Origin of the sequence: Marinobacterium lutimaris (genome assembly GCF_900108065.1) — a bacterium.
GTDB lineage: Bacteria > Pseudomonadota > Gammaproteobacteria > Pseudomonadales > Balneatricaceae > Marinobacterium_D > Marinobacterium_D lutimaris.
In genome coordinates this window covers 51,481-75,225 of the sequence record NZ_FNVQ01000008.1, presented here as the reverse complement: position 1 = coordinate 75,225, position 23,745 = coordinate 51,481, and the positions used below count along the sequence as shown (strand labels likewise).

Below are 23,745 nucleotides of genomic sequence, written 5' to 3'. Positions count from 1 at the left end.
TTCAGGCATCCTGTTAAAACGATGTGAGGTACGACCCATGAACGCAACTCTTTCCAAGCTCCTGTTCAGCTCTAACGGCGGTTTCGGCTCCCTCGTGCTGCGAGTGCCTGTTGGTATCATCCTGGCTGCACACGGTTCGCAGAAACTGTTTGGCTGGTTCGGCGGCTACGGTCTGGAAGGCACCGGTCAGTGGATGGCCAGCATTGGCCTGCAGCCTGGTTTCCTGATGGCCCTGCTGGCCGGTAGTGCAGAATTCTTCGGCGGCATCGCGCTGCTGCTGGGCCTGCTGACCCGCCCGGCGGGCCTGGTGACCGCGTTTGCGATGCTGGTCGCGATCTTCAGCGTCCATATCGGCAACGGCCTGTTCATGTCCAACAACGGTTACGAATTTGCCCTGGCACTGTTTGCGATGACTGCCGCACTGGCTGTGCAGGGTGGTGGACGCTTCTCCGTGGACAGCCTGCTGGCCAAGCGCTCCTGATGCAATTGAACTGATTCCAACAGGGCGGCTGAGGCCGCCCTGTTTATTTACAACACTGCGAGAGGAGGCGCGAAGCCGATGTTGGTCAAGGGTATCTGGAAAGAGAACTGGCAGCCGGTACAGGCCAAGGATGAGGAAGGGCGCTTTATCCGTCAGACCTCCTCCTTCCGTCACTGGGTGACCCCGGATGGTTCTGCCGGTCCCACGGGCGATGCCGGGTTCAAGGCTGAGGCAGGGCGTTACCAGCTGTATGTCGCCTATATCTGCCCCTGGGCGTCCCGGGCGCTGATGGTGCGTAAGCTGAAAGGTCTGGATGAGCTGATCGATGTCTGCGTGGTAAATCCGGTATTGACCGATCAAGGCTGGCAGTTTGGCGACTATCCCGGCGCCGATGAAGACACGCTCAACGGCGCCCGCTACATGCACGAGCTCTACACCCGTGCCGATCCGCAGATATCCGGTCGCGCCACGGTTCCGGTGCTCTGGGACAAGCAGACCGGCACCATCGTCAATAACGAGTCCGCGGACATAGTGCGCATGCTGAATACCGCCTTCAGCGGCCTGGTCGATCAGGGGCCGGATCTTTACCCGACGGATCTGGCTGGCGAGATCGATGCACTCAACGGCTATATCTACGCCAACCTCAACAATGGTGTGTACCAGGCGGGGTTTGCATCCAGCCAGCAGGCCTATGAAGAAGCCTACGCAAAGGTGTTCGCTACGCTGGATGAGCTGGAATCCCGCTTGTCTGATGGCCGCAGCTATCTGTTTGGCGAGCGCCTGACCGAAACTGATCTGCGCCTTTTCGTCACCCTGGTGCGTTTTGATGCTGCTTACCACGGTATCTTCAAGTGCAACCGTAATACGCTGAAAGCGATGCCCAATCTGCATGCCTATATGCACCGGGTGCTGGCGCTGGACGGAATTGCTGAAACCGTGCGCATCGACCATATCAAGGCGGGGTATTATTCGGTCAAGGCGTTAAACCCGGGCGGCATCGTGCCGGTCGGACCCTACGAAATTTAACAGGATAGGGTGTGCCCGATTGGGGTGCGCCGGTCCAGGAGGAACTCCTATGAGCACAGCAACCGATATTCTCTACATTTCCCACGGTGGCGGTCCGATGCCGCTGCTGGGTGACCCGGATCACCAGGAGATGGTCGACCGCCTGGTTGAGATCTCCGGCAAGCTGAAGAAGCCCTCAGCGATACTGGTGATCAGTGCTCACTGGGAGGAGTCCGTGGCGACGATTACCGCAGGTGCCAACCCTGAGCTGATCTACGATTACTACGGTTTTCCGCCGGAATCCTACGAGATCAAGTACCCGGCACCTGGCGAACCCGCCCTGGCGCAGCAGATTCACGGCGCGCTGGAGCAGGCTGGCTTGGCGGTGAAGCTGGATCAACAGCGCGGTTTCGACCACGGCTTGTTCGTACCGCTGAAACTGATGTATCCACAGGCGGATATTCCCTGCGTGCAGCTTTCGCTGGTGAAAAATCTGGACCCGGACACACATCTAAAGATCGGTCAGGCTCTGCAGGCTCTGGACTATGACAACCTGCTGGTGATCGGCTCCGGCTTCTCGTTCCACAATATGCGTGCTTTCTTTGCGCCGGAAACGCCGGCTATCAGAGCGGGCAACCAGGAGTTCGAAGACTGGCTGGAAGAGACCTGTGGCAGCGCAGAACTCAGCGAAGAGCAGCGCTACGAGCGCCTGCTGCACTGGGAGAACGCGCCCCATGCACGCTTCTGTCATCCGCGCGAAGAGCATCTGCTGCCGATTCATGTCTGTTACGGCATGGCTGGCCGCGCCTGCGATGAGCATATAGCCGCTCGCATACTGCGCAAGCAGTCCGGTATCTTTCATTGGACGTTGCCGGCTCGCTAAGAGCCAGCTCTGGGGCCGGTTATCGGTAAATAATTTTTGCCTATGGTGCTCTGAGCTAAAAGCAATTTCTCTAAATAGTGACTGTTTATTAATCTCTGGATATTGATAAATAGCACGTTGGGAGATTAGCCATGGGTCACATCGTTCGTTACGTATTAGATAGTCGTCCAGCCGCTGTACGCAGGGCCGATACCAAACCCGCCGTTGAGGTTACTCAATGCAGTCAGTGTAACTACGGCGACAACTACTACGGTGATCAGATCTGTCTCTCCCGTCCGGCTCGTTGATCCGGATGACCCCGAAATAACGGGAGTGACAGCAATGCAAAAAGCCCATCAGCAGGAACTGACGGGCTTTTTATTTGTGGTGTGGAAATCACGCGCAAAGCGTTAATAGCGGTGCTCCCAACAGGCGTGTTTTGCCAGACGTATTTTTCCTGGCAGGACTGCAGCATACTGCAGAGGTGCCCCGCGTTATGGTCCTTGCCTCCGGTAATAAACCATTTTGACAATCGGATATTTGCCGGCTAACGCCTGAGTTTGTTCTGTCGCTTGTCTAATAAAAAGAATCGCTGAGTAATTCAGTCCAGAGGCCGAAAAGTATCGATGGCTGCGGATTTGATGGAAACAAAATCCTGTCATAGCGTTGAGGCGCCAAGCGCTCCGCAGTGGCCTGGAAACATTTCGCTAGTTGCAACAGATTCGAGTAGACGGTGGAGAAGCAGTTTCATGCAGCCGGAAAAGGTTGAACGGATTCACAAACTTTGGGACGAGTTGGCTGCAGTGCCCGCGGTGGATACTGCAAAGGCGTTAACATACTTTCAGGAGACGGTCTGTTCACTGATCAATTCAACCGACTCCTATTGGCTCGGCGGCCTGCGCTTATCCGACCGAGGACAGAATGATCTAGCCCAGGGGTGGCGACCACGTCAGATCATCCGACTGGTCGATACCGAAGGGCGAAAGCTCGCCCGGGTCGAGCGCTTCAGGCGACTCGAACAGGGGAATCCCGATATTTCGGTGTACGCTAATCTTTGCGGCCCCGAGCAGTTCAAGATCACATCCCTGCACGAAGTAATCGAGCCCGAGTGGTTTGACAGCGACTATTACAAGCTGCTGTTCGAGCCGTTTGGGGTTCTTGATGTGTTGTACGTCACCGTGCGTCTTGGGCCGTTTGCCGAGTCCTGGTTCGCGTTTGAGCGCAGCGACAAGGCCGCGCCGCGTTTCAGTGAGGAAGACCGGGCGTTGCTTGAGTACTGTGCCAGGCCGATGAACTGGTTCCACCGGCGGATCGCTTTGCATCAGGGCATGATGATGATCAGTGAGCCGCTGACCGCGGCAGAAAAACGTGTAATGGCGCAGCTACTGACAGGGAAGACAGAGGTTCAGATCGGTGAAGAGCTGCATCTCACCCGCAGCACCGTGCATACCTACAGCGTGAGAATCTGCAAAAAACTGGGTGTTCGCGGTCGTACCGGGCTCACCGCACTTTGGCTGGGGAGTGCCGAAGCGACGATCTGGTGATGAGGGTCGATGCCGGCGCAGATTGTCTTTAGCGGCCAATATAGAAACCAAAGTAACATAGAAACCAAAGTAACATAGAAGCCGAAGTAGCAATTAAAAAGCCACCCGACCAGGGTGGCTTTTTTGCGTCTAGTAGACTGAGCGCTTCAATAGCTCGCGTCTCAGGCTGACTGAGCCTGCGCAGCGTTAGTTTCCTGCTCTACCGGTTTGCGTGACCAGTAACCGGCCAGAATTGAGCCGGAAATATTGTGCCAGACAGAGAACAGAGTGCCCGGCATGGCGGCAACCGGGGAGAAGAACTTCATCGCCAGGGTGGTGGCGAGTCCCGAGTTCTGCAGGCCCACTTCAAAGGCGATGGTGCGGCTGATCGCGGCATCGAAACCAAACAGGCGGCAGAGACCATAGCCAAGCGCCAGGCCAAAGCCGTTGTGCAGCACAACCGCCAACGCCACGGCCAGCCCCTGAGAGGCCAGGTTATCGCGGGTCAGGGCAACTACCGCGGCGATAATCAGTACGATGCTGATCATGGAAACCAGAGGCAGCAGCGGTTCAAGCGGCTTGATGACGCCCCGTGCCAGCTTGTTGAGCGCGACTCCGATGGCGACCGGCACCAGTACGATCTTCACCAGGCTCAGCAGCATGCCGGCGACCGGCACGTTAACGCTCTGGCCGGCCAGTAGCTCGGTCAGCAGAGGGGTCGCCAGAACACCGATCAGGGTGGAGATCGCGGTCATGGAGATCGACAGCGCCACGTTGCCGCCGGCCAGGTAAGTCATCACGTTGGAGGAGGTGCCGCCGGCTACGCAGCCCACGAGAATCATCCCCACCGTCAGTTCAGGGCTGAAGCCCATGGCCAGGCTGATGCCCAGGGCGAGCAGCGGCATGACGGAAAACTGCAGGATAATGCCCAGCAGGATTGCGGAGCGGTAGCGCAGCACGTTGACGAAGTCCTTCGGGGTCAGAGTCAGACCCATCGCCAGCATGATGATGGTCAGCAGCGGCACGATGGCGCTTTTCAGATCCACAAACAGGTTAGGCTGGAAGAAGGCCGTGACCGAAAACAGCAGGGCCCAGAGTGGGAACAGTTGTGTAATTCTGGCAATCATTTGAACTCCCGGGTTCGAGCTAGTTGGGTTAAACAGGCAGGCAGCTCTTCTGAGGGGCGGTCCCGTCGTCTGGTTTTTGTGATGCTGAATCTGAGCGGGTCCGGATCACGGGATTGGCTCGGCGGGCACTTCGGGGAACAGGTGCGGGAGCACGAGATGCAGCGCGGGCGGAACTGGCTTTTGGCTATTTTCAGCACAAGGGCGCGCAGGATATACGCCGCTGCTGGCTTTGCCAAGTCAGAGAAGCGACTTGTAAGGAGGTTAGAAAGTTTAAGCAGGTTGAGCCGAAGCGAAGCCCCGCTGGCGGGGGCTTGGGATAAAAGCCGAGGTGACTATTCCACCGTGATGGTGATCTTTTCCGAAACCACGGGCGGCTCGTGGGGCTGATGCGCCATATCGCCGAGAATCAGCTGTAGGGTGTGGGTCCCCGGTTCCAGCGTCAGTTCGGTTTGTGTCTGGCCACCACCAAAATGCTTTACCTGGTCGCCCATGGGGGCATCCATCGGTGGCAGTTCGCCATCGACGAGCAGATGGTGATGCCCGGTGTTTTCCTTGTCTGTACCGGCAGGGGCCACGCCCATCCCCTTTAGGCCAAAGGTGACCGTGAAGGTGGCCGGCACGGTGGCGCCGTCAGCCGGTAAAATGATGTAGGCCTCGGCGCCTTCCGGTGCTGATGCGGCGAAAGCGCCGCTGCTCAGAAATGCCGCGAGCCCTGCTGTGACGAGAAGTTTTTTCATAGTCAAACATCCGTACCTTTGCATATGGTTGGGTTACATGCTGATTGAGTGAGAGTCGCAACTGCACCGACCCGACACTTGCAAGGTAGTCTGCTGCGGATGCCTCCGCCAGCTTCAGCAGTGGGGCGCCCGCTGCAGCAGTTTTCCGATCCCGCGTTGGACCGAGGCGCGCAGCACCTGCTCATCGACGCCGAGAACCTGGTTATCACTCACCACCATCCGGCCGTTGACGAAACTGTATTTCAGATCTACCGGCTCGCCGCACATCAGCGGTGTTTCCAGCGCCGAGTGCATACCGCTGAAACGCAGAGAATCCAGGCTGTAGATGGCCAGATCGGCGGCATAGCCAACCTCGATGCGCCCGGTGTGCAACTCCAGCAGGTCGGCCCCGTTGCGGCTGCTCCAGTCGATTACTTCCTCTACACGGGTGGCGCTGGCGCCGCCCTGGCTGCGGTGAATCAGCCAGGCCAGGTTCATCTCCTGAATCATCGAGGCAGACTCGCTCGAGGCTGAACCGTCTACCCCCAGGGTGATCCGCATTCCGGCATCGCGCATCGCCAGTACCGGTGCGATGCCGCTGCCCAGGCGGCAGTTGGAGGTGGGGCAGTGAGCGATTGAGGTGCCGCTGCGGGCCAGCTTCGCAATGGCGTCGGTGTCGGCCTTGACCAGGTGCGCGAACCAGACATCCTCACCGAGCAGTTCGCAGCTTTCGGCATTCTACGGCGCTCATAGCCTAATAAGCCCGACAGAGAGCGAGATAAGCAGAGTGAGAAACGACTACATAACAACGACTACAAATGGCACCGCCTATGTGGGAGAGTGAATTTAACGTAGCAAGGGTTTACCTCCTGGTCAGTACCGAAGGCAAGGATCTCAAAAGACAAGAAACTATTATCGATGATGCCCTCAATACCGGGTACTACATCGCGGGGATTTACCGAGAAACAGCATCAGGTGCTAGATCAGGCCGCCCTGAACTGCTCCGGATGATTGAAGACCTTCAATCGGGGAATGTAGTGATCGCCGAAAAAAATGAACAGAATATCAAGGCTTCCCCTGGATGACGCTGAACAGCTTATTGCAGTGATTAGAGGGATAGGTGCGAGGACTGGCAGTCCCGGGGTGATGGATCTTTTGGCGCTGTCGGCTGAAACCGAAGGGTTTCAAGGGTGGTCTTGGAAGGAATGCAAAAGATGCTCCTGAAAGTCACGTTACAGATCGCTAGGGATGATTATGAAGATCGCCGCAAGCGTCAGGGGATTGAAATAGCAAGGAGTGAGGGGAGGTACAAAGGCAGGAGGCCGGATACTGAGAAAAATCAGAAGATTATCGAGCTTCGTTTAAGGGGCGTTTCTATCTCTCAGACTGCTCGATTTCTTGGCTGCAGCGCAGCCCAGGTTAAGCGTGTCTGGGCTGGGTATAAGAAACCCAATAAGCCAGGTGTGGGCTCTTAAAGTAGCCCTGGCGGGCTTCGGCTCCGTTTTTTTGTGGAGGTTTGAAGCATGGAATCACACGGAATCCGCCCTGAATGCTGATGCCCTGCCGTTGATGGTTGGGTGCGACCAACCGCGGATGAGGTCCACAAAGCCTTAGAACTTGCGGGGTTCTCTGGCAGCAAAGCGCCGGAATATCTGGCTTTAGGGCAGGGCGGTGGCCGCACCGTACGCCGCTGAACGGGGCTGACAACCGAAGTGGGGGGGGCCGGTGAAAGTGACCGGCGAGGCGCTTTATACTGTGCTCGGCTATATCTCCAAGGCTACTTTTAGCCAGTCTCTGGGTCGCAAAACGACCCCAATGCCTGTTTTCGAGCTAGAACACCGCTGAGGGAAATTTGCCCAGGTGAGGGATATTGCCCATTACCTGGCGGAGCAGCGTTTCAAGGATATAGTCGGTGATCAACCGGGGAACGTTTAAAGAGTTTCATGCTGCTTGTATATCGTATCGCTACGCGATACATTTATCTCATGATTACCGGATTTCGACACAAGGGGCTTGAAGCCTTCTACCGAACAGGGACGACTCGAGGCATCCAGTCAGCACATGCTGCGAAGCTGCGTCGAATTCTGGCTTTACTGGACGTTGCTGCAGGCGCGGATGACCTCAATATCCCCTCGTTCAAGCTGCACCCGCTGAAGGGCGAGTTGAACGGTTACTGGTCGATCTGGGTGAACGGCAACTGGCGAGTGACCTTTCGGTTTGTAGGCGTCGATGTCGAATTGGTCAATTATGTTGATTACCACTAGAGGAGACCACGCCATGATGAACCCTCCGCACCCCGGCGAGATGCTACGCGAAGATGTGATCGCCGAGCTTGGCTTGTCTGTGACAGAGGCGGCTGACCGGCTAGCCATGTCCCGTGTGGCCTTGTCCCGTGTGTTGAATGGTCGAGCAGCCATCAGCCCCGATTTGGCGCTACGCTTGGAAATGGCCGGTGTCAGTACCGCCCGCGCTTGGCTTGCCATGCAGGTGAATTATGATTTAGCACAGGCCAAGCTACACGCTCAGCCGCCGATCCGCGCACTACAGACTCCCGTCTCTGACGGGAGGTAATGGAACAAGGCCGCGTTGACTCTCGACTGGTGCCAGCGCGAAGCCTTGCCACCGCTCCCCCTGACGTTATCCCGTCAAGATAGCTTAGCCCCGCACTAAAACGGGGTTTTTCGCGCATTCTGCTCAATCGGCAAAGATACAATAGATGCGGACAGGTTTCCCCAGGCGGCGGAAGAAAAACTTAAAACGGTGTCCGGGATTAGTTGACCACTACAATTATCGATGAATTAAATCTAAGCGCTCCCATCCTTTACGGGATGATCAGATTAATGAATCAATCAGTCTAGGTTTTTGGCCTGTTTCCTGTCCGCCCCGGCCCGTAAAGTGACGACATTGAAATGTCTTCCGATTCGAGGTGAATTTAATGTCCAACGCTCTTGGCCAGCAGGCGCTTGACCAGCTCTTCTTCCAGGCTCACAGCTATAACAGTTTTGCCGACAAGGCGGTCAGTGAAGAGATCATCGCCGAGCTTTACGAGCTGCTGAAATGGGGGCCCACCTCCATGAATACCCAGCCGGCCCGCTACCTGTTTATCCAGAGTGACGAAGCCAGGGATCGCCTGCTGCCGGCGATGATCGCCAGTAACGCGGAAAAGACCCGCAACGCACCGCTGACGGTGATTATCGCCAGCGACAGCGAGTTCTACGAGCACCTGCCGACCCAGTTTACCGCCTATGACGCAGCCCCCCTGTTTCGTGAAAACAGCGTTTTGGCCGAGGAAACTGCTTTCCGTAACGGTTCCATGCAGGGCGCTTACCTGATTACCGCAGCCCGGGCGCTGGGGCTGGCCTGCGGTCCGATGAGCGGTTTTGACAAAGAGAAGGTGAATGCCGAATTTTTCCCGGAAGGTCGCTGGAAGGTGAACTTCATCGTCAATCTGGGTTACGCCACCGAGGGTGGCCATCATCCCCGCGGTCAGCGCCTCGCGTTTGATCAGGTGGCTGCGATTCTTTGAGGAATCCTGTGACGAGGGCCTAGCGGGGCTTTGAAGTCTGCGCGCTGATTCTGCCGGTGTATCTCCGGCTTAGCCCGAATCTGCCAACGTCTTAGCTGACGTAAAAGGCCGGTGGACCTGAACAACAGGTGCATCGGCCTTTTCTATTTCCGGCGGTCGGTGCTTTCCTCGGTGGCGCTGGTACAATGGCGCCATTTCAGGCTTTGTCGAGAGGACGATCAATGTTGGGAACAGCCCTTACCCCGGACGCAACCCGTGTACTGCTTTGTGGATGTGGAGAGCTCGGCAAAGAGGTGGTTATCGAGTTGCAGCGGTTCGGCATCGAGGTGATCGCTGTTGACCGCTACGACAATGCGCCTGCGATGCAGGTGGCCCATCGTAGCCATACCATCAACATGCTCGACGGCGCTGCGCTGCGTGCTGTGGTCGAGGCTGAAAAGCCGGATCTGATCGTGCCAGAGATTGAAGCGCTGGCCACGGAAACCCTGCTGGCGCTGGAAAGCGAAGGCTACAAGGTAGTACCGACCGCCCGTGCCGCTCGTTTGACCATGGATCGCGAAGGGATCCGCCGCCTTGCCGCCGAAGAGCTGGGGCTGCCTACCTCTGCCTATCGCTTTGCCGATACGGAAGCAGAGTACAACGAGGCGATCAAGGCCGTTGGTCTGCCCTGCGTGGTGAAGCCGGTAATGAGCTCATCTGGCAAGGGGCAGTCACTGGTGCGTGCCGATGCCGATATCGCTCCGGCCTGGGAATATGCTCAGGCGGGTGGCCGTGCTGGCCGTGGACGCGTCATCGTCGAAGGCTTCGTGGACTTCGATTACGAGATCACCCTGCTGACCGTGAACGCCGTAGACGGGATTCAGTTCTGCGCGCCGATCGGGCACCGTCAGGAAGGTGGCGACTACCGCGAATCCTGGCAGCCGCAGGCGATGACCGAACAGGCGCTGCAAAACGCCCAGCAGGTGGCCAAAGCGGTGGTGGAAAACCTGGCCGGTTACGGAATCTATGGCGTAGAACTGTTCGTTAAAGGCGATCAGGTCTGGTTCAGCGAAGTCTCGCCGCGTCCGCATGATACCGGGCTGGTGACGCTGATCTCCCAGGACCTGTCGGAGTTCGCGCTGCATGTGCGCGCTATTCTTGGCTTTCCTATCGGCCCGATCCGTCAGCGGGGCCCGAGTGCTTCAGCGGTTATCCTCGGTGACGGAGAGTCGACTAACCTTAGGTTTGAGGGCATGGCCGAGGCGCTGGCTGACGTCGATACCCAGCTGCGTCTTTTCGGCAAGCCTGAGATCGCCGGCAGCCGCCGTCTGGGTGTTGCCCTGGCGCGGGCTGAGTCGGTGGAAGAGGCGGTGGAGCGAGCCAAGCGGTCGGCAGCTAAAATCGTCATAAAATACTGATCTGTTTCAGTTTGACGACAGTCAACTCTTCAGTCCAGGGCTGGATTATGGGAGAGTGTAAAACAGTCATGACGCAGCGGATGTAAACCTGACAGATGAGCAAACTCAAAGTACTGGTGATCGACGACGCGAAGTTTATTCGTGAGCGGGTCACCGCCATGATTCGCGAAGCTTTTCCCGATTCGTCCGTCGACGCCTGCGAGAACGGCAAGGATGCGACGCGGGCGATGCAGCAGACTCACTATGATGTTCTGCTGTGCGACTGGGAAATGCCGGAGATGAGCGGCCTTGAAGTGCTGCAGTGGACCCGGGCCCAGGAGAGCTATAAATCCACCCCCTTCCTGATGGTCACCAGCCGTGGCGAGCGCGAGTATGTGCTCAAGGCAATCCAGGCCGGGGTGAATGACTACCTCGGCAAGCCGTTTACCAGCGAACAGCTGGTACAGAAGGTGGTCAAGGCGCTGTCGAAAGGCGGAGCGCTAAGCGCGGAACAGCAGGCCCGTGCGTCGAAAATGCTGCAGGAGGACAAGGTCCGTAAGGAGATGGGCGCGCCGTCCGGCAAGTCGATGCCCAAACCCAAGGGGCTGGCCCAGCTGCGCTGCTCCGATTACACCTTCAAGTGCGCGATTCGGGACCTGAACCTGCGCGAAGTGCGCGTGGTGATCAAGAACGAAGGGCGCTTCCCTGTGTTGCTTGATCAGGTAGTGGTCGATATTGAACAACTCTCCGGCGATTCGGTCGCACGTATCAACGGTTTTGTACTGTCGATGCAGGCAGTGGAACCGCGCCAGAATACACCCTATGTTGATGTCAGGGTGCAGTTCGTGGATGACGATACGGACAAGATGGCACATCTGTCGAAATATATCGCCAGCGTGCGTTGATAGGAGAATATTGATGACCGGCCGCCGCCTGTTGAGAACCCTTGTTTCCACCGCTGTCATCGGTGCCCTGCTTGCCGGCTGTGCCGGCAAAACGCCGGAAGCCCCGGTTAAGCCCAAGCTTGAAAATTCTGTTACCCCTAAACCGCTCCAGGTCGGCCAGTTGCAGGGCTATGGCCAGGAGCAGCAGCTGGCGCTGGCGCTGGTGTCTCATTATCTGGGGGCGCCACTCTACCGCGTGAGCAACCCGATGCAGATCAGCCGCGATTACCGTATCGGTGGCGCCATGAAGTCTCCCAATGGCAACCAGGCGGTGATTCTGTTCCGTGCTCTTGATGATACCCAGCGCTGGGCAATGGTGACTCTGTCGGTACAGCCCGGTGCGGTGATGAACGCCTTTGACGTGGTCAGAAACGGCCAGCCCGGTTATGCCCTGGTATTGAAAAACGCCCGTATATGCACCGTCGAAGGGGCGGATAATCCACCTGTCTGGGGTGGCAGCGGCTGGGCGTTCTCACAAACCGGTCCTGGGCGCTTTGAATGTAGCGGCCAGACCAAGGGCTCGCTCTACCAGTCTTACAGTGGCATGCCCGGTATGATGGGTGCCTACGCTGAGTCCGGCGATACCGTGCTGTACGATGAGCGCTGGCCGCTGCTGCAGGCCGTGGCTAACGGTATGGCCGCACTTTTCCCCAATCTGCAGGTGCCGAAGATTCGTTAATCCTGCGCCGCAGTAAAACCGGAACTCCTTAACATGCTCAGCTACCAGCACGGCTTTCACGCCGGAAACTTTGCCGACCTGCACAAGCATCTGCTGCAGGTCGGCCTGCTTTCATCCCTGAACAAAAAGGCCAAGCCCTGGAGTTACCTGGAAACTCACAGCGGCCGGGCCATCTATGATCTGGCGGATGATCAGGCGCAGAAGACCGGTGAATACCGCGAGGGTATCGCCAGGCTCTGGCAGGCCGGCAGCAACGATCCGCTGATCCAGGCCTATCTTGACCTGGTGCGCAGTGTAAACAGCGGTGATGAGCTGGCCCGCTATCCCGGCTCGCCCAGTATCGCTGCCGCCATGGCGCGGGATAACGACCGTATCTCCCTGATGGAGCTACACCCGGCCGAGGTGGAAGCACTGCGTAGCGTATTTAAACGTGATGACCGGGTTGCCGTGCATCACCGCGATGGTTACGAGGGCGTATCAGCACTGCTTCCGCCGGATCCCCGCCGCGGACTGGTGTTGATCGATCCAGCCTACGAGGTGAAGGATGAGTATGAGCAGGTTGGGCGTTTTCTGCGTAAGGCACAGCGTCTCTGGCCTGTGGGCATGTTTGCCATCTGGTACCCGCTGCTGGCGGCCAACCGCTGGCAGGGCCTGATCAAAAGCGTGGTCGATGCGGTGGATGGCGCGGTGCTGCGCAGCGAGCTGCGAGTGGCCCATGAAGACTGCGGTCGGATGTACGGCTCAGGTATGCTGATCGTTAATCCACCTTGGCAGCTGGATAAAACGCTGGAAACGGCGATGCCAGAGCTGGCGAAGGCGCTGGGGCTGACGGCAGATGCGGTGTTGCTGGAGTGGCTGCGGGAGCCGGTCTAGATCTGACTGGCTCCAATGTTTTCTAAAAAAGCGCTCAGTAGAGCGCTTTTTCGTCTTTGACCAGTTCCTGCAGCACTTCGAGGAAGAGGCGATCAGCGTCGCTGTGCTCGATAGGGATGTTGACGTTGGTGGTGGCCGAAAGCTCTTCGGCGATCAGCTGGGCCGCGTTGGCTTTACCGCTGTGTCGACGGGCGATCTCCTTGGCCTTCTCGCAGATCTCCGGCTCATTCATCACCTTGCGGATAAACCGCAGAAGCTCATCGATTACGCGCTGTGGGTGTTTGATTTCAACCGGTTTCATGGCAAACCTCTCAAGCAGTGTTTCCCGAACTATACCCCCGTGGCGGCAATTTTCGCCAGCGGGCCAGGTGAATTATTGCCTGACCGGCTAGCGAATTGGCTGGGGCAGGGCGCTCGTGCCGCAGAGGCTCAGACCTTGAAGCGTTCGATCAGCTGTCTCAGTCGTTGTCCCATCTGCGCCAGGCTTTCGGTGGCGCTGACGGTTTCGCTGGTCGCCTCGGCGGTCTGCTCGGTGACATCGCGCACCCTGACGATACTTTGGTTGATCTCCTCGGCGACCGCTCCCTGCTCCTCGGAGGCGGTGGCGATCTGCTGGTTCATCTGCTGGATCAGGCTGACGGCGCGGCCGATCTCGTTCAGATTCGCGCCCGCGCCCTTGGCGTTTTCTACATTGCGAGCGTTCAGCTCCTGACTGCTGGCCATGCGTTGCTGGGCTGTCCTGACGTTGCGCTGCAGTTCAATGACGAGAGACTCTATCTCCTGGGTGGATTCCTGGGTGCGCTGCGACAGTTTGCGCACCTCTTCCGCCACCACGGCAAAGCCGCGGCCGGAGTCGCCGGCGCGGGCTGCTTCGATCGCCGCATTCAACGCCAGCAGGTTGGTCTGTTCTGCAACGCCACTGATCACCTCGACGAACTGGCTGATGTTGTTGCTCTGGTCACTGAGATCATCCATCGCATTGGCGGTCTGGGTGATGGAACTGGAAAGCTCGGTAATCAGTGTCAATGCCTCGCCAATGCCGGCAACACCCTGTCGGGTGATCTCATCTGCCTGATCGGCAGAGCCGGATGCGTCTTCAGCGTTACGTGCAACCTCCTGCACAGCGGCCGTCATCTCGTTGATTGCGGTAGCCACCTGGTCTGTTTCCCGGCGCTGATGCTCCATACCCCTGCTGTTCTGTTCCGCGGTGGCCGATAACTGAGTGGAGGCGGAGGAAACCTGGTCGATATTCTCCCGCAGGTTGATGATCATCTCGCGTAGCGTGACGCGCATCTGAGCCATGGCATGCATTAGTCGACCGACTTCATCCTTGCGCTCGGTGTCGATCTCCTGGGTCAGGTCACCGTCTGCGATTGCTTCGGCGAGATTGACGCTGGCGAGCAGCGGTTTGTTGATCGCGCGAATCATGATAGTGCCGAACAACAGAGCGACGCCCAGACCGACCAAGCAGGCAGCGATCGACATGAAGAGGGCGTTTTCGATGGTTTCCTGCTGATGCAGGGTTTCGAACTCATAGATCCTGGCAAGATCGTCGGCCAGTTCACGTCCCTTGACGCCCAGTTCGTCAGAGAGCGTCTTGATCTGGCCGTCGAGCCGATAGACGGCGGTGAAGCCGCTGATATAGGTATCGATCGCTGCGGACGCTGCGCTGACCTTCGCGGTGTTAAGGCGCAGGGCTGGGTCGTTGATGATCGTTTTTATCTGGCGCAGTGATTCGAGTGAGTCACTGTACAGCTTGTCAGCCGAGGCGCTGGCGGTGGACTGGGACTCAAACAGGCTCGACGCCATGTAGGATTTGATGCTGTAGCGCACGTCGGCCATCGTCTTTATCGCCACCCGGAACTGGGCCAGTCGCTGCCAGTCGCCGCTGTCGTTGGTTTCAGACGCAAGAGTGCTGTGAATCTCCTCCAGAGTTTCGCGCAGTTTTATGCTGGGAGCGATAACCTGGCCGGCGCGGATCGACTGCTTCTGCTCACGAATAGAGAACAGCTCGTGCAAGGTCTCTGCGAAGCTCAGCTGTTGCTTCGACATGGCGTTGAACATCTGCTTCAAATCAGCCTGGTCTGCGCTGCCTGCCTCCGCCTGCAGTAGAGAGAGGATCTGGTTACCGCTGCTTTGCAGCGCCGAAAAATCCTCACTGTTTCCGGACTGCACGTACTGGATGCGCAGGAACCGGGCATCGGACATAAGCTTGGAAATCTGGCTGGTTGTTCCCAGGTCTGCTCCGCCTTGTTTTATTTCGCGGATATTGGCGCCGTTGAACAGGCTGGTGATGATAATGATCAACACCATGAGGGAGAGTATGGCGCCCAGCTTTTTGGCTATCTTCAGGTTTGCGAATGCACGGGTGATAGAGTCCATTGCCCGGGATGATCCTTGGTTGGTATGTGGGTTGCGAGGATTGTGAAGCGTGGAGCGGAACTGTTGTTATTGGTAGGAGTGCAAAATTATAGGTATAGATGATTAATATGTATACGTTTGGATACATGTTTACTCTTTGCAGCCCGTCAGTTCCCTGAGCTGCTCCTGTACTCGATAGGGCTCGCCTGCTGCTGGCATTTTTAAGCGCTACTTTCGTCTGAACCGCTAATACAGCGGCAGAAAATAGAGTTGTTCGGTTGATCAAAAAACGACAGGGTGACAGAATAGCCGGCTCTTTTCTGTCGCTGGGGCCAGGAAATCCCGATCCCAACGACTCTTTGTGGCTAATTAAGCAGTACCCGGCTTAGGGCTCAGAACAGAAACAGGTCCGTGTGGGCGATCCCCGTACCGACCGGCTCCGAATTCACCGTCCATTCCGATGGGCATCCGAGGCTGATTTTGCGCGGTTTGCGTTCGCAGGCGTCACTATCGCTGCGCTCGCGGGTGTTTTCAGACGCAACTTAATCGAACTGTTTGCCACCGGCACACTGGGTTGTCGGTGCTGAGTAGAGGGTAATACAAGTGGAACAACTTTCAGGCGCAGAAATGGTGGTTCGCGCACTCCGTGATGAGGGCGTGAAACATATCTATGGCTATCCCGGCGGCGCGCTGCTGCATGTGTACGACGCGCTGTTTCAGCAGGACGATGTAAAGCACGTCCTGGTGCGCCATGAGCAGGCCGCCACTCACATGGCTGATGCCTATGCCCGTGCGACCGGCAAGGCCGGCGTCGCGCTGGTTACTTCCGGTCCTGGTGCCACCAACGCGGTTACCGGTATCGCGACCGCGTTCACCGACTCGATCCCGATGGTCGTTATCACCGGACAGGTGATGAGCCACCTGATCGGCGAAGACGCCTTCCAGGAGACCGACATGCTCGGTATCTCCCGTCCGGTGGTTAAGCACAACTTCAGCGTTCAGCGCGCCGAAGATATCCCGACGATCATCAAAAAAGCGTTCTATATCGCCGAGTCCGGCCGTCCGGGCCCCGTCGTTGTGGATATCCCCAAGGATATGACCTCGCCGACCGATCGCTACCCGTACGAGTATCCGAAGTCGGTCAAACTGCGCTCCTACAACCCGATCAGCCGCGGTCACAGCGGCCAGATCCGCAAGGCTGTGGATATGATGCTGCAGGCGCGCCGTCCGGTGATCTACTCCGGTGGCGGCGTCATTCTTGGCGGTGCCAGCGACGAGCTGACCGCACTGGCGAAGATGCTGAACTTCCCGGTTACCAACACTCTGATGGGTCTGGGTGGTTATCCCGGTACCGACCGTCAGTTCGTCGGTATGCTGGGGATGCACGGTAGCTACGAAGCCAACATGGCGATGCACCATGCGGATCTGATCCTCGCCATTGGCGCCCGCTTCGATGACCGTGTGACCAACGCCGTCGACAAGTTCTGTCCGACCGCGCGTATCGTTCACATCGATATCGATCCGGCTTCCATCTCCAAGACCGTCCGTGCTGACGTGCCTATCGTTGGTCCGTCCAAGGTCGTACTGGAAGAGATGATCGAGCAGATCAAGGACAGCAAGAAGCAGCCGGATGCGGCTGCACTGGAAACCTGGTGGAAGCAGATCGAAGAGTGGCGCAGCCGTCACGGCGGCCGCTATGAAACCGCTGACTCAGAGCTGATGAAGCCGCAGCAGGTTATCGAGATGCTGAGCAAGGTCACCGGCGGCGACGCTTATGTCTGCTCCGACGTTGGCCAGCACCAGATGTTCGCGGCCCAGTACTACAAGTTCAACAAGCCCAACCGCTGGATCAACTCCGGTGGCCTCGGCACCATGGGCTTCGGTCTGCCGGCGGCCATGGGCGTGAAGATGAACTTCCCCGATGCCGACGTAGCCTGCGTGACCGGTGAAGGCAGTATCCAGATGAACATCCAGGAGCTGTCCACCTGCAAGCAGTACGATCTGCCGGTGAAGATTCTCTGCCTCAACAACCAGTCCCTCGGGATGGTGCGTCAGTGGCAGGATATGAACTATGAATCGCGTCACTCTCAGTCCTATATGAAGTCTCTGCCGGACTTCATCAAGCTGGCTGAAGCCTACGGTCACGTCGGCATGAAAGTCGACAAGTACGCTGACCTCGAAGGTGCGATGCGCGAAGCGTTCTCCCTGAAAGACAGGCTGGTGTTTATGGATATCGCGGTCGATCCGTTCGAACACGTTTATCCGATGCAGGTGCCGCGCGGCGCCATGCGTGACATGTGGCTGAGCAAGACGGAGAGGACCTGATCATGCGTCATATCATTTCAGTTCTGTTGGAAAACGAACCGGGTGCGCTGTCGCGTGTAGTTGGCCTGTTCTCTCAGCGCAACTACAACATCGAGTCTCTGACCGTGGCGCCCACCGAAGACTCCACCCTGTCTCGCCTGACCGTGACCACTACCGGTGACGATCGCGTGGTTGAGCAGATCACCAAGCAGCTGAACAAGCTGATCGACGTGGTCAAGGTGGTGGATCTGTCCGAAGGTGAGCACATCGAGCGAGAGCTGATGATGATCAAGCTGAAGGCCAACGGCCAGATGCGTGCGGAGATCAAGCGTACCTGCGATATCTTCCGTGGTCAGATCATCGACGTCACGCCGAACACCTACACCGTGCAGCTGGTTGGCGCTTCCGACAAGCTGGACGCGTTTATCGCCTCGCTGGGCAATATGGCCAGCATCATGGAGGTGGTGCGCTCGGGTGTTTCCGGTATCGCCCGTGGCGAGAAAGTGCTGAGCCTCTAAACCTGCTCTTTTAGAGACGGGCTTACACAAAACCGCCCGTCGCTGAGTTCTCGAGAGAGAACAAGGCGGCGGGCGGTTTTTGTTTTAGGGCGCAGTCCGGCGAGCGTCCGGCGGGGCGAACCGCCGGACCGGGATTATCGGCTTAGGCCGGTACCGGCTGGCTACGGGTTGAAACCTTCGCCGCAGCCAAACGTTTGCGAATTCTTTCCGGCGTAAACGGAGCCTCGTAAAAGCGGACGCCGGTGGCGTCGAACAGGGCGTTGGCGATGGCTGGTGCGCAGGGCAGGGCGGCAGATTCGCCGACACCCAGCGGTGCTTCGTCGGGCTTGTTCAGCAGCAGAATGTCGATCTGCGGCAGCTCATTAAACTTAAGGATCGGGTAGCTGCCCCATTCCAGCGTGGTGGGCTGGTCGCTGTTGAATACCACCTCTTCCTTGATGCAGCGGCTGAGGGTCTGAATGATATTGCCGTGAACCTGGTGCTGGACCCCGGCGGGGTTTACGATCAGCCCCGCGTCCTGGGCCGCAACGACTCTGTCGATTTTGATTTCGCCGGTTTCCGGGTATACGGTGAGCTCCAGTATCCAGGCGGCCATGGCCGCACCAAAACCGGGGAATTTACTGTGCACATAGTGGGCGTAGGCAAAACCCCGTCCCTTAAGGCCACCATCGGCGGTTTGGGTACCCTTGCCGGCGACGCGGCTCTGCCAGCCATAGTTTTCTTTCAGCTCGTTGATCAGACTGATCACGCGCTCGTCGTTCAGGTGGCTGATGCGGAATTCTATGGGATCGGCTCCGGCCCGGCTGGCCAGTTCGTCGATCATGCACTCGTGGGCAAAGGTGTTCGGCAGGGCGGAAACGCCGCGCAGCCAGGCTGAGCGCACCACCGGTGGGGCATCGTCGCAGGAGATATCCAAGTTGGCGTAAGCGTAGGGCGGCACCGCCGTGCGGTCACCCATCTCGAAAATGCGGTTGCTGGCGTCCTCCTTGCCGGTGAGCACCAGCGCCAGTAACGGCGCGTCGTTGGACGGATAGCGGGTGCTGAATTTGTAGGCGGAGATCCGGTCCTTATCCAGTACTGCCTCGGCGTCCATCAGCTGGGCGGTACCCTTGGGCTCCCAGCCGTGTTCCTGCTCCCGTGACAGTTGCACCCGGACCGGCTTCTTGACCGCACGGGAGAGCAGCGCGGCATCGCCGCAGACATCATCGGCACAGTTCCGGCCATAGCAGCCTGAGGCCTCCATCCGCACCACTTCGATGGCGCCTTCATCAAGGTCCATCAGTGAGGAGAGGTGGTTTCTGAGGCTGTGCGGATTCTGCGTGCCGGACCAGACCTTAAGGCTGGATTCGGTGCAGTCGGCCAGGGCGCAGGAGGGGCCGATGGAGCCGTGCAGGTTGTAGGGCCAGATATAGGTGTGAGCGATACTCTCGGTGCCTGATTGACTGGCCCGCTCGAAATCGCCCTGCTGGCGCAGGGGGCGGTATTTGGCCGGAATCTCGCGCAGCACTTTTTCCAGATTGTTGAGATCCGGCAGCTTTGGTGGTGTTTTCCATTCCACGTGAAGTTCGTTGGCAGCTTTGATCGCCTGCTCTTCGCGCTCGGCGACAACGCCAACGAAATCACCCTGGACAACGATATCGACGATGCCGTGGATATGGTCGATGGAGTGACGATCAATCCGGATCAGGCTGGTGCCGACAAATTCACCGCTGTCGCGGCCCACATAGGGAGGCCTGATCACGCGGCCGTGCAGCATACCGGGAACGCGCATATCGTGCACAAAGGTCAGTTGGCCGGTGGCTTTCTTCGGAATATCGACGCGGCCAAAGGAGGTGCCCACCGTTTTATATTCGGCGGGGGACTTAACCTGCACGCTGTCATCGTGCTGCAGCTCGTGACGGGCGCCTTTTAGCAGCGCTTCATAGCTGATGTTGAGTTCCGGGTTGACGTTGGACTCGACGACGCCACGGTTAACATTTAGCTTATCCACGTCGGTTGCGAGTTTGTCGGCGGCCAGTTTGAGCAGGTACTGCTTCGCCTGAGCGGCTGCTTTTCGTAGCGGTTGTGCCGTGATCTGGATGGTGGCGCTGGCGATGGTTGGCCCCTGGTTTGGTACATCTTTGGGGTCGCCGAGAATCATGCACACCTTTTCCGGCGCGATATCGAGCTCTTCGGCGACGATCTGCGCCAGTGATGTACGTATGCCTGTGCCCAGATCGACGTGGCCGTTGAAGGCGAGGGTTCTGCCATCGTCAAGCATGGCGAGAAACAGCTCGGGCTCGGTCGGCACATAATTGGAGTAGGTGCCGGGCTGGCCGGGCGCTGGCCTGGGGGAAGGCTTGGGGTCGCGGTAAACGACGAGCGTACCATCGGCAGTAAGGATGTGCTCCCGGGAAGGAACTGAGGCTGAATTATTACTCATGGGTCACTCCTGATGGATCTCATCAATACAACAGATGGTAGATTTAGTCGTTAGCAGTATATAATAGTGTACGCGCTATAAAGCTAGCATAGCAGCTAAGCAGGGCTGAAGCCTGAGGTCGCTTTTTAATAACCCAGATAAAGACAAATAAAACTATGGCAAAACAAACGTCTAGCGTTATGCAGGCTCCAGTACCGGCGGCAAATAGTGATCTATCATCCGCTGCCAGTGATTATGTAGTGACGGAGCAGATCGGTCATTTGATCCGCAAGGCTCATCAACGTCACACTGCAATATTTCAACAGCTTAGCTGCGACAAGCAGCTGACGCCCATGCAGTTCGCTATTCTCTGCACGGTGGTTGATAACGGCCCCTCTTCGCAAACCGAGCTTGTCAGGCTGACTGCGATCGACCAGGCCACGATCCGCGGTGTCATCTCGCGCCTGAATAAGCGTGGCCTGATCGAGTTTAAATCGGACCCGCGGGATCAGCGCAAAGTTATTGTGCATATTACGGATGAGGGCAAGGCCCTGGTTAACAACATGATTCCCCGCGCTTTCGAAATTACCGAGAAAACCCTGGAAAATCTCACCGGGACCGAAAGGGTGGCCCTGGCGCTTCTGCTTAATAAAATGAACTCCTGAGAGTATTTTTTTCCGCATTCGTTTAATTAGCCCGCGCGGAAAAAACCTGTATTCAAAGGCAAAAGAGCACCATCATCGATGGTGCTCTTTTTTGTTCCGCGTGTATCAGCTGAGATGCTGCAGGCACTCCTCCAAACTGATCACGTCGCCATACTTGCTGTCGATGTCGAACAGGTTGGCCTCGTGTGGCGCCGAATGACGGTCACCCACGCACTCCCGCGCGACGATCACGCGGAAACCGTGTGATACGCCATCCACTGCGGTGGCGCGAACGCAGCCGCTGGTTGAGCAGCCCGCCAGCAGTACAGTATCCACACCCTGGGCCACCAGAGTCGCCGCCAGGCTGGTACCGAAGAAGGAGCTCGGATACTGCTTGGTGATCACCAGTTCGCCTTCAACGGGTTTTACCTCGTCGCAGAACTCGGCCAGAGGGTTGCCCTCAACCATGTCTTTCATCACCGGCGCCTTTTTCACCCAGATACCGCCATCCTGGAAGGAGCCAGGCTGGTAACGGATATTGGTGTGGATCACGAGCTGGCCGTTCTTACGGGCGGCCTCGAGCAGCTTGGGTGCGTGCTTGATCGCTTCGACAACGCCGGGGGCGTAAAGAGGAGCGCCTTCGGTGGTGTAACCCTTCATGAAGTCGATAACGATGATGGCGGTTTTCCGGCCAAAACCGATACGGCTGTCCCACACTCCCTTGTAGTTGTCGTTTGCTTCTGAAGTCGGCTGGTCACTCATTTTTTTGCCCCCTGTTTAATTAGTATGTGCCTGACAGCAGTGCGCCTGCGCCCGGTACCACCGGCTCGAGATCCAGCGCTTTCAGCATCTGGTAAGTGGTTGCGACCGCTGCGGTAACAACCGGCTTGCCGGTCATCGCCTCAACCTTGGAGATCGCCGGCAGAGACGGCATCTGTACGCAAGCGGACAGCACGATGGCGTCCACATCGGTCAGGTCCATGGAGGCGACGATATCGGGCAGGTTCATCGGATCGTGGCGGGCCACATCCAGGTTGTCGGGGATCTCGAGAGCGCGGTAATCCAGCACTTCGTAACCCTCATTGCGGATGTAGTTAACCACTAGTTCGGTCAGCGGCTTCATGTACGGAGCGACCAGGGCGATCTTCTTCACACCCATCGCTTCCAGGCCCTGCACCAGGGCGCCGGCGCTGGTGACGATCGGAGTATCTGAGCCGTTCTCGCGGGTGCGAAGTGCCAGGCGGGATTCAGATTCGCGGTGGTAACCCAGGCCCATGGACATGATGGCCACCAGGCAGGCGTAACCCATCACATCGACCTGGGCGTCGCTCAGTTCCAGTGCGCAGCGATCGGAGTCGGCATCCATCGCTTCGAGCTCTTCTTTGCTGACCTTCTTCATGCGCATGCGGCTGGAGTGGAAGGTGAAACGCTCGTCCGGGCGGATCAGCTGACGGGCGTTAAGCATTGCCGGAATTTCGGTTTCCATGGTCAGGTTGGAGCTCGGCACGATCTGCCCGATTCTAAAAGTCTTGCTCATTTTTATGCCTTTGGAAGAGTGTGTTTTCCGCCGCGGGATAGGTCCCACAGCGGATTCGGTTCATGACTTAAACGTCGAGGAACGCGTACAGACTGTTTAGAAAGCCTTCGAGGTCATCCCAGGGGATCATGTGTCCTGCGTTGGGCACATGACTGACGGTGAGGTTGGCCACCGCGTCCTGGAACTCCTCGATATCTTCTTCCTGGATAACGCCGCCCTTGCCAGCGACCATCAGCTGGGTCGGTACCTTAACGGCCGGCAGATCCGGGAAGATGTCATCTTCATGGAAGTCGTTAAACGCCTTGACGATGGCCGGGGAGTAGCAGGTATGCAGCCATTCGGCGCGCAGGTGCAGCTGCTCGTCGGTCCAGGTCGGGCAGTACTGGCGCATGGTCTCAAGGTCGCAGCCACGGGTGGCGTCACGGATGGAGTCCACGTACCAGGGTAGTTTGCTCGGGTACTCGCGGCGGCCCGGGCCGGATACGGGCGGATCCGCCAGTACCAGTCTGCTCAGGCCTGCGAGCCCTTTACGTGCCGCGCGAATACCGAAGCGGGCGCCCATGGAGTGGCCCAGCAGGATAAAATCCTTCAGGCCCAGCTCTTTGGCGAACTCGATAATGTCATCGACGCAGCTGTCGATGTCATAGGAGAGGTCCGGTCCGGTGGAGGACAGCCCGCGTCCGCGTACGTCGAGAACGTAAGTGTCGAAATGCTCGCCGAGACGCTCAGCCACGAAGCCCCAGGTGATAGCGGGACTGGTGATACCCGGAACCAGCAGCAGGGGAGTGCCCTTGCCGCCGTAACGCAGGTAGTGCTGACGGATGTTGTTGGCGCAAACGTTCGCGCCGTAAAGGAAAGTGCTGCTCAT

Annotated in this window: 25 protein-coding genes and 1 pseudogene; 17 read left to right on the top strand and 9 right to left on the bottom strand. The window is 57.8% G+C overall.

Features of this window, described 5'->3' with window-relative positions; translation table 11 throughout:
- Positions 1 to 37 precede the first annotated feature (37 nt).
- From C4S72_RS24075 to C4S72_RS24060, 5 genes are all read left to right on the top strand, one after another.
- The gene (locus C4S72_RS24075; protein WP_104005760.1) at positions 38 to 481 is read left to right on the top strand and encodes a DoxX family protein; all 444 of its coding nucleotides are present in this window, start codon (positions 38 to 40) and stop codon (positions 479 to 481) included.
- 78 nt (positions 482 to 559) lie between these two features.
- Entirely contained in the window at positions 560 to 1,507 is a 948-nt protein-coding gene (locus C4S72_RS24070; protein ID WP_104005759.1) for a glutathione S-transferase family protein, read from the top strand.
- A 49-nt stretch (positions 1,508 to 1,556) separates the two neighbouring features.
- The gene (locus tag C4S72_RS24065; protein ID WP_104005758.1) at positions 1,557 to 2,369 is read left to right on the top strand and encodes a DODA-type extradiol aromatic ring-opening family dioxygenase; all 813 of its coding nucleotides are present in this window, start codon (positions 1,557 to 1,559) and stop codon (positions 2,367 to 2,369) included.
- Positions 2,370 to 2,500: 131 nt separating this feature from the next.
- On the top strand, positions 2,501 to 2,656 hold the full coding sequence (locus tag C4S72_RS25835; protein ID WP_160115585.1) for a hypothetical protein: 156 nt from the start codon (positions 2,501 to 2,503) through the stop codon (positions 2,654 to 2,656).
- Between the two features lie 441 nt (positions 2,657 to 3,097).
- Positions 3,098 to 3,892: a helix-turn-helix transcriptional regulator gene (locus tag C4S72_RS24060; RefSeq protein ID WP_160115584.1), complete on the top strand. Its 795-nt coding sequence runs from the start codon at positions 3,098 to 3,100 to the stop codon at positions 3,890 to 3,892.
- Positions 3,893 to 4,053: 161 nt separating this feature from the next.
- On the opposite strand, the gene C4S72_RS24055 is transcribed toward C4S72_RS24060, so the two are convergent.
- The 3 genes and pseudogenes from C4S72_RS24055 to C4S72_RS24045 all read right to left on the bottom strand — a co-directional run.
- Complete coding sequence (locus tag C4S72_RS24055) at positions 4,054 to 4,998, bottom strand: bile acid:sodium symporter family protein (RefSeq protein ID WP_104005756.1); 945 nt, start codon at positions 4,996 to 4,998, stop codon at positions 4,054 to 4,056.
- A 332-nt stretch (positions 4,999 to 5,330) separates the two neighbouring features.
- Positions 5,331 to 5,735: a DUF4399 domain-containing protein gene (locus C4S72_RS24050; RefSeq protein ID WP_104005755.1), complete on the bottom strand. Its 405-nt coding sequence runs from the start codon at positions 5,733 to 5,735 to the stop codon at positions 5,331 to 5,333.
- A 114-nt stretch (positions 5,736 to 5,849) separates the two neighbouring features.
- Positions 5,850 to 6,437 (bottom strand): annotated as a pseudogene (locus C4S72_RS24045) (amidohydrolase family protein); the annotation flags it as partial.
- 95 nt (positions 6,438 to 6,532) lie between these two features.
- Between C4S72_RS24045 and C4S72_RS26265 the strand changes: the two are divergent.
- The 9 genes from C4S72_RS26265 (at position 6,533) to C4S72_RS24005 (ending at position 13,112) form a co-directional block, all read left to right on the top strand.
- Positions 6,533 to 6,799, top strand: a complete 267-nt coding sequence (locus C4S72_RS26265) for a recombinase family protein (RefSeq protein ID WP_235009254.1) — start codon at positions 6,533 to 6,535, stop codon at positions 6,797 to 6,799.
- Positions 6,800 to 6,919: 120 nt separating this feature from the next.
- Positions 6,920 to 7,189: a helix-turn-helix domain-containing protein gene (locus tag C4S72_RS26260; protein WP_456085549.1), complete on the top strand. Its 270-nt coding sequence runs from the start codon at positions 6,920 to 6,922 to the stop codon at positions 7,187 to 7,189.
- Positions 7,190 to 7,657: 468 nt separating this feature from the next.
- Positions 7,658 to 7,978, top strand: a complete 321-nt coding sequence (locus C4S72_RS24035) for a type II toxin-antitoxin system RelE/ParE family toxin (RefSeq protein ID WP_235009252.1) — start codon at positions 7,658 to 7,660, stop codon at positions 7,976 to 7,978.
- Between the two features lie 13 nt (positions 7,979 to 7,991).
- Complete coding sequence (locus C4S72_RS24030; RefSeq protein ID WP_104005753.1) at positions 7,992 to 8,285, top strand: HigA family addiction module antitoxin; 294 nt, start codon at positions 7,992 to 7,994, stop codon at positions 8,283 to 8,285.
- Positions 8,286 to 8,649: 364 nt separating this feature from the next.
- Complete coding sequence (locus tag C4S72_RS24025) at positions 8,650 to 9,240, top strand: malonic semialdehyde reductase (RefSeq protein ID WP_104005752.1); 591 nt, start codon at positions 8,650 to 8,652, stop codon at positions 9,238 to 9,240.
- 221 nt (positions 9,241 to 9,461) lie between these two features.
- Positions 9,462 to 10,637, top strand: coding sequence for a formate-dependent phosphoribosylglycinamide formyltransferase (gene purT, locus C4S72_RS24020; RefSeq protein ID WP_104005751.1), 1,176 nt, complete (start codon positions 9,462 to 9,464; stop codon positions 10,635 to 10,637).
- Between the two features lie 95 nt (positions 10,638 to 10,732).
- Positions 10,733 to 11,521: a response regulator gene (locus C4S72_RS24015; protein WP_104005750.1), complete on the top strand. Its 789-nt coding sequence runs from the start codon at positions 10,733 to 10,735 to the stop codon at positions 11,519 to 11,521.
- Between the two features lie 13 nt (positions 11,522 to 11,534).
- On the top strand, positions 11,535 to 12,239 hold the full coding sequence (locus C4S72_RS24010; protein WP_104005749.1) for a hypothetical protein: 705 nt from the start codon (positions 11,535 to 11,537) through the stop codon (positions 12,237 to 12,239).
- 33 nt (positions 12,240 to 12,272) lie between these two features.
- Positions 12,273 to 13,112 carry a 23S rRNA (adenine(2030)-N(6))-methyltransferase RlmJ gene (locus C4S72_RS24005; protein WP_104005748.1) on the top strand — a complete coding sequence of 280 codons (840 nt, stop codon included), beginning with the start codon at positions 12,273 to 12,275 and terminating at the stop codon, positions 13,110 to 13,112.
- A 34-nt stretch (positions 13,113 to 13,146) separates the two neighbouring features.
- Here C4S72_RS24005 and C4S72_RS24000 read toward each other — a convergent pair whose 3' ends face one another.
- Both C4S72_RS24000 and C4S72_RS23995 read right to left on the bottom strand, forming a co-directional pair.
- Positions 13,147 to 13,413, bottom strand: coding sequence for a hypothetical protein (locus C4S72_RS24000; protein ID WP_104005747.1), 267 nt, complete (start codon positions 13,411 to 13,413; stop codon positions 13,147 to 13,149).
- A gap of 128 nt (positions 13,414 to 13,541) precedes the next feature.
- Positions 13,542 to 15,494, bottom strand: a complete 1,953-nt coding sequence (locus C4S72_RS23995; RefSeq protein WP_104005746.1) for a methyl-accepting chemotaxis protein — start codon at positions 15,492 to 15,494, stop codon at positions 13,542 to 13,544.
- 582 nt (positions 15,495 to 16,076) lie between these two features.
- Here C4S72_RS23995 and C4S72_RS23990 point away from each other — a divergent pair.
- A complete protein-coding gene (locus C4S72_RS23990; protein ID WP_104005745.1) occupies positions 16,077 to 17,798 on the top strand; it encodes an acetolactate synthase 3 large subunit in 1,722 nt (573 codons plus the stop codon).
- Between the two features lie 2 nt (positions 17,799 to 17,800).
- Positions 17,801 to 18,295, top strand: a complete 495-nt coding sequence (gene ilvN, locus C4S72_RS23985) for an acetolactate synthase small subunit (protein ID WP_104005744.1) — start codon at positions 17,801 to 17,803, stop codon at positions 18,293 to 18,295.
- A gap of 142 nt (positions 18,296 to 18,437) precedes the next feature.
- Here the strand turns inward: ilvN and C4S72_RS23980 are convergent, their stop codons facing one another.
- Positions 18,438 to 20,717, bottom strand: coding sequence for a xanthine dehydrogenase family protein molybdopterin-binding subunit (locus C4S72_RS23980; RefSeq protein ID WP_104005743.1), 2,280 nt, complete (start codon positions 20,715 to 20,717; stop codon positions 18,438 to 18,440).
- Between the two features lie 239 nt (positions 20,718 to 20,956).
- Here C4S72_RS23980 and C4S72_RS23975 point away from each other — a divergent pair, with 239 nt between their 5' ends.
- Positions 20,957 to 21,361 carry a MarR family winged helix-turn-helix transcriptional regulator gene (locus C4S72_RS23975; RefSeq protein ID WP_235009251.1) on the top strand — a complete coding sequence of 135 codons (405 nt, stop codon included), beginning with the start codon at positions 20,957 to 20,959 and terminating at the stop codon, positions 21,359 to 21,361.
- 105 nt (positions 21,362 to 21,466) lie between these two features.
- On the opposite strand, the gene C4S72_RS23970 is transcribed toward C4S72_RS23975, so the two are convergent.
- The 3 genes from C4S72_RS23970 to C4S72_RS23960 all read right to left on the bottom strand — a co-directional run bounded on the left by C4S72_RS23970 (position 21,467) and on the right by C4S72_RS23960 (position 23,745).
- Complete coding sequence (locus tag C4S72_RS23970) at positions 21,467 to 22,102, bottom strand: N-carbamoylsarcosine amidohydrolase (protein WP_104005741.1); 636 nt, start codon at positions 22,100 to 22,102, stop codon at positions 21,467 to 21,469.
- 19 nt (positions 22,103 to 22,121) lie between these two features.
- Complete coding sequence (locus tag C4S72_RS23965) at positions 22,122 to 22,877, bottom strand: maleate cis-trans isomerase family protein (RefSeq protein ID WP_104005740.1); 756 nt, start codon at positions 22,875 to 22,877, stop codon at positions 22,122 to 22,124.
- Positions 22,878 to 22,944: 67 nt separating this feature from the next.
- Positions 22,945 to 23,745: an alpha/beta fold hydrolase gene (locus C4S72_RS23960; RefSeq protein WP_104005739.1), complete on the bottom strand. Its 801-nt coding sequence runs from the start codon at positions 23,743 to 23,745 to the stop codon at positions 22,945 to 22,947.

Excerpts from the sequence above, each read along its gene's own strand:
- C4S72_RS24075 (WP_104005760.1), top strand. The coding sequence starts at position 38 with ATGAACGCAACTCTTTCCAAGCTCCTGTTCAGCTCTAACGGCGGTTTC.
- C4S72_RS24070 (WP_104005759.1), top strand. The coding sequence starts at position 560 with ATGTTGGTCAAGGGTATCTGGAAAGAGAACTGGCAGCCGGTACAGGCC.
- C4S72_RS24065 (WP_104005758.1), top strand. The coding sequence starts at position 1,557 with ATGAGCACAGCAACCGATATTCTCTACATTTCCCACGGTGGCGGTCCG.
- C4S72_RS25835 (WP_160115585.1), top strand. The coding sequence starts at position 2,501 with ATGGGTCACATCGTTCGTTACGTATTAGATAGTCGTCCAGCCGCTGTA.
- C4S72_RS24060 (WP_160115584.1), top strand. The coding sequence starts at position 3,098 with ATGCAGCCGGAAAAGGTTGAACGGATTCACAAACTTTGGGACGAGTTG.
- C4S72_RS24055 (WP_104005756.1), bottom strand. The coding sequence starts at position 4,998 with ATGATTGCCAGAATTACACAACTGTTCCCACTCTGGGCCCTGCTGTTT.
- C4S72_RS24050 (WP_104005755.1), bottom strand. The coding sequence starts at position 5,735 with ATGAAAAAACTTCTCGTCACAGCAGGGCTCGCGGCATTTCTGAGCAGC.
- C4S72_RS26265 (WP_235009254.1), top strand. The coding sequence starts at position 6,533 with ATGGCACCGCCTATGTGGGAGAGTGAATTTAACGTAGCAAGGGTTTAC.
- C4S72_RS26260 (WP_456085549.1), top strand. The coding sequence starts at position 6,920 with ATGCAAAAGATGCTCCTGAAAGTCACGTTACAGATCGCTAGGGATGAT.
- C4S72_RS24035 (WP_235009252.1), top strand. The coding sequence starts at position 7,658 with ATGCTGCTTGTATATCGTATCGCTACGCGATACATTTATCTCATGATT.
- C4S72_RS24030 (WP_104005753.1), top strand. The coding sequence starts at position 7,992 with ATGATGAACCCTCCGCACCCCGGCGAGATGCTACGCGAAGATGTGATC.
- C4S72_RS24025 (WP_104005752.1), top strand. The coding sequence starts at position 8,650 with ATGTCCAACGCTCTTGGCCAGCAGGCGCTTGACCAGCTCTTCTTCCAG.
- purT (WP_104005751.1), top strand. The coding sequence starts at position 9,462 with ATGTTGGGAACAGCCCTTACCCCGGACGCAACCCGTGTACTGCTTTGT.
- C4S72_RS24015 (WP_104005750.1), top strand. The coding sequence starts at position 10,733 with ATGAGCAAACTCAAAGTACTGGTGATCGACGACGCGAAGTTTATTCGT.
- C4S72_RS24010 (WP_104005749.1), top strand. The coding sequence starts at position 11,535 with ATGACCGGCCGCCGCCTGTTGAGAACCCTTGTTTCCACCGCTGTCATC.
- C4S72_RS24005 (WP_104005748.1), top strand. The coding sequence starts at position 12,273 with ATGCTCAGCTACCAGCACGGCTTTCACGCCGGAAACTTTGCCGACCTG.
- C4S72_RS24000 (WP_104005747.1), bottom strand. The coding sequence starts at position 13,413 with ATGAAACCGGTTGAAATCAAACACCCACAGCGCGTAATCGATGAGCTT.
- C4S72_RS23995 (WP_104005746.1), bottom strand. The coding sequence starts at position 15,494 with ATGGACTCTATCACCCGTGCATTCGCAAACCTGAAGATAGCCAAAAAG.
- ilvN (WP_104005744.1), top strand. The coding sequence starts at position 17,801 with ATGCGTCATATCATTTCAGTTCTGTTGGAAAACGAACCGGGTGCGCTG.
- C4S72_RS23980 (WP_104005743.1), bottom strand. The coding sequence starts at position 20,717 with ATGAGTAATAATTCAGCCTCAGTTCCTTCCCGGGAGCACATCCTTACT.
- C4S72_RS23970 (WP_104005741.1), bottom strand. The coding sequence starts at position 22,102 with ATGAGTGACCAGCCGACTTCAGAAGCAAACGACAACTACAAGGGAGTG.
- C4S72_RS23965 (WP_104005740.1), bottom strand. The coding sequence starts at position 22,877 with ATGAGCAAGACTTTTAGAATCGGGCAGATCGTGCCGAGCTCCAACCTG.
- C4S72_RS23960 (WP_104005739.1), bottom strand. The coding sequence starts at position 23,745 with ATGAGCAGCACTTTCCTTTACGGCGCGAACGTTTGCGCCAACAACATC.